The organism is Asticcacaulis sp. (assembly GCF_027484505.1).
Lineage (GTDB): Bacteria > Pseudomonadota > Alphaproteobacteria > Caulobacterales > Caulobacteraceae > Asticcacaulis.
The window spans coordinates 1-3,278 of sequence record NZ_JAIXSV010000351.1 but is presented as its reverse complement, the minus strand read 5'-3'; the positions used below and the strand labels follow the sequence as shown (position 1 = coordinate 3,278).

The following is a 3,278-nucleotide window of genomic DNA, read 5'->3' as shown; positions in this document are numbered from 1 at the left end:
AGGACAGTTCATGGCGCACGAACACCATGATCAGCAGCGCCGCGGCCAGCCCGGCCGCCAGCCCCAGCACATTGATCGCCGTGTACAGCTTGTGCCGCATCAGATTGCGCAGCGCCACCATCAGCCAGTTCTTCAGCATCGCCCTGTCCCCTATTCGTAACGCAAGGCACGGACCGGCTTTTCCACCGCCACCCGCGCCGCGTGACCCGCCACGGTAACCCAGGCAATGACCAAGGCCGCCAAACCGACACCGATGAAAATCAATGGATTGAGCACAATCCGGCTGACAAACCCTTCCAGCCACAGGCTGACCCCGTACCAGGCCAGCGGCCAGGCGATCAGGTTGGCCAGCAGCACCGGCCTTGAGAATTGCCAGACCAGCAGGCGCACAATGTCGGCCACACTGGCACCCAGCACCTTGCGGATACCGATCTCTTTGGTTCGCCGTTCCGCCGTGAAGGCCGCCAGACCGTACAGGCCCATGCAGGCGATGATGACGGCCAGACTGGCGAAGGTGGCGATGACCTTGCCGTGGCGGGCGTCAGCCTCGTACAGGCGGTCGATGTTTTCATCCAGGAAGGAGCGGTAGAGCGGGTCGTTTGGCAAAAGCTGGCGCCAGACATCCTCCACCGCCGCCAATGTCGCCTTCTGATCACCGGGCAGCAGCCGCAGCAGTGCTGTCCCGAACTGAGACTGATCGACCACAAACAGGGCGGCTTCGGTTTCGACGCGCGCGGAACTGAACCGGAAATCCTCCACCACACCCACAATGGTCAGGACCTGCTGACGGGCGGGTTCACCAACGACACCACCGCGCAACTGCTGTCCAAGTGCCGCCGCAGGGTCTTGGGCACCAAGCTTTGCCAGCATGGCGCGCGTTATGACAATGTTCGCCTCGGCCCTTTCATGCGGCTCATTCGCCAGCCTCATGGTGTCAGGCCCATGCGCACGGTCGAACAGGCGCCCGGCCAGCAGGGTCGCCCCCATCGTTTCCAGATAGCCGAAATCAACAGGCTCATTACGCAGGTGCACCGTCGCCGCTTGACCGGGCAGACGGAAGCCCATGGTCGCTTTCGATCCCGTCGCTGGCGCCCAGGCGGAAAGGACGGCGGACTTGACACCCGGGACACGGGCCAATGCATCCCGTAAGGCCTCGTAACGGGTCGCCCCGCCGTCTGCCGGCAGACGATGAATGATCAGGACATTTTCACGGTCGAAGCCCAACTGCTGCGTGGCGGCGAACCGGGTCTGAAACAGGATGAACAGAGCGCCGATAGCCAGGACGATGGCAATGACGAACTGCGACACGACAAGGGCCGTACGCAGCCCACCCCCCGCCGCCGGCATGCCTTTCGCCCCCGTGGCCACACCGATCCGCGACAGAACCAGGGCGGGGTAAAGACCGGCGACAAGACCGACCAGCGGCGGCAGCAACAACAAGCCGGTCAGCAGCGCCCGATCCGCGAACGGATCGGCCGGCACCTCAATCTTCAATAAACTCAACAGCGGAAGGATCAGTTCGGTGACCGGCAGCGCCAGCACCCCCGCCAGACTGGCCAGCAAGGTGGCTTCCATCAGGAACTGCATGGCCAGACCGGCACGTTTGGCCCCCAGCGTGCGGCGAATACCGATCTCCCGCAGGCGCAGACCCGACCGTGCCGTCGTCAGATTGATGAAATTGATCGCGGCAACAAGCAGGACAAGCATGCCGGTCAGCAGCATCCCCTGGATCAAGTGCATCGGCGTTCCCGGCTCCCCGGCAACGGGATCGGTGCGGATTTCGGTCAGACGCTGGAGCGAAAGGCTGAACGTGTAGATGCCTTTCGCATCCTTGGGCGGTTGATAGTCGGGCACCACGGATGGCAACAGCGTTTCGATCTGCTTTTCCAAGGCTGTGACACTGACGCCGGGGCGTAACAGCAGATAGGTGGTGAGCCAGGAACTGTTCCACTGCGCTTCCCGTTCACGAAACTCACGATCCGCCTGATCACTGACACTGGTCGCAATCGGGGTCAGAAGACCGGCCCGCAAGCTGGAATTTGTCGGCGGGTCGGCGATGACACCTGTGACCGTCAAGGTCCGGCCGGATTTCAGCCGCAGCACCTGCCCCATCGCATCGCCATCGCCGAAATATTTCCGGGCGATGCTTTGGGTCAGGACAGCATCACCCGGTCGGGACAGGGCCAAGGTCGGATCACCTTTCAGGAAAACCAGATCAAAGATCTGCGGGTAGTTTGGATCGACCCGCAACACTTCCTGTACGAACACCTGCCCATCGGGCCGTTCGACTGAGGTCAGGAATTGGATAACGCGGACCATCTGCTCCACATCGGGCAGACGCTCCGCCAGGGCGGGGCCTACGGGCAGACCGGTGACAGGTCCGAACCAGGGGGCTTGTCCCGACATGTACTCGGTGCGGTTCACGCGGACGATACGGTCGGCCTTTTCATGATAGCCGTCGAAACTGGTTTCAAACCGGACAAGGGTGCCGATGATCATGCAAACCGACAGGCCCACGGCCAAGCCCACCACGTTGATCGCGGTGTAGAGCTTGTGCCGCAGCAATTGCCGCCAAGCGATCAGAAGCCAGTTCCACAGCATGCCGCCCCCCATCCCGTTCCCCGTCAATGTGCTCTTCACTCACGCCGCAGCGCCTTGATGGGTGGGGCCATGGCGGTGGCGGCGGCGTGGCCGGCAACGGTGATCCAGGCGATGATCAGGGCTGTCAGGCCGGCGGCCAGAAAATAGGCCGGTGACAGGGCGACCCGCTGTTCGAACCCGTCCAGCCAGCCGCGCAGCAGCCACCAGGCCACGGGCCAGGCCAGGATGTTGGCAATCATGACGGGGCGGGAGAATTGCCAGACCAGCAGGGCCACGATCTGCATCACGGTGGCGCCAAACACCTTGCGCAGACCGATTTCCTTGGTCCGCCGCCGGGCCGCGAAACCGGACAGGCCGTAAAGGCCTAAGCAGGCCACCAGGATGGCAAGGCCGGAGAAGGCCGCGAAGACGGTGGCCTGCACCCGTTCCTCATTATACTGGGCGGCGATCATGTCCTCCACGAAGGCGGCATTAAAGGGCCGGTCGCTGATCATGCGGGCCCAGAGCGACTGTACCTGTGACAGCAGCGCCGACGGGTCGCGCCCGTCAAAGCGGATGGACATTGTGTCGTACAGCCCGTCGACCTGAAACATCACGGTTGGCTGCAGCCCATATTTCAGGGACCGGAAGCGGACATCCGGAATGACGCCGACAATGGTCAGGTCGACGGGCATGTT

The 3,278-nt window shown here is 62.9% G+C and carries 2 protein-coding genes; both read right to left on the bottom strand.

The genetic code is table 11. The features are described from left to right. Positions 1-150 precede the first annotated feature (150 nt). Complete coding sequence (locus Q0072_RS20710; protein ID WP_298333716.1) at positions 151-2,601, bottom strand: ABC transporter permease; 2,451 nt, start codon at positions 2,599-2,601, stop codon at positions 151-153. A gap of 35 nt (positions 2,602-2,636) precedes the next feature. Next, positions 2,637-3,278 (bottom strand): FtsX-like permease family protein (locus Q0072_RS20705; protein ID WP_366941866.1); only part of this gene is annotated, 642 nt, incomplete at its 5' end.

Coding starts and splice junctions, on each gene's coding strand:
- Q0072_RS20710 (WP_298333716.1), bottom strand. CDS start 2,601: ATGCTGTGGAACTGGCTTCTGATCGCTTGGCGGCAATTGCTGCGGCAC.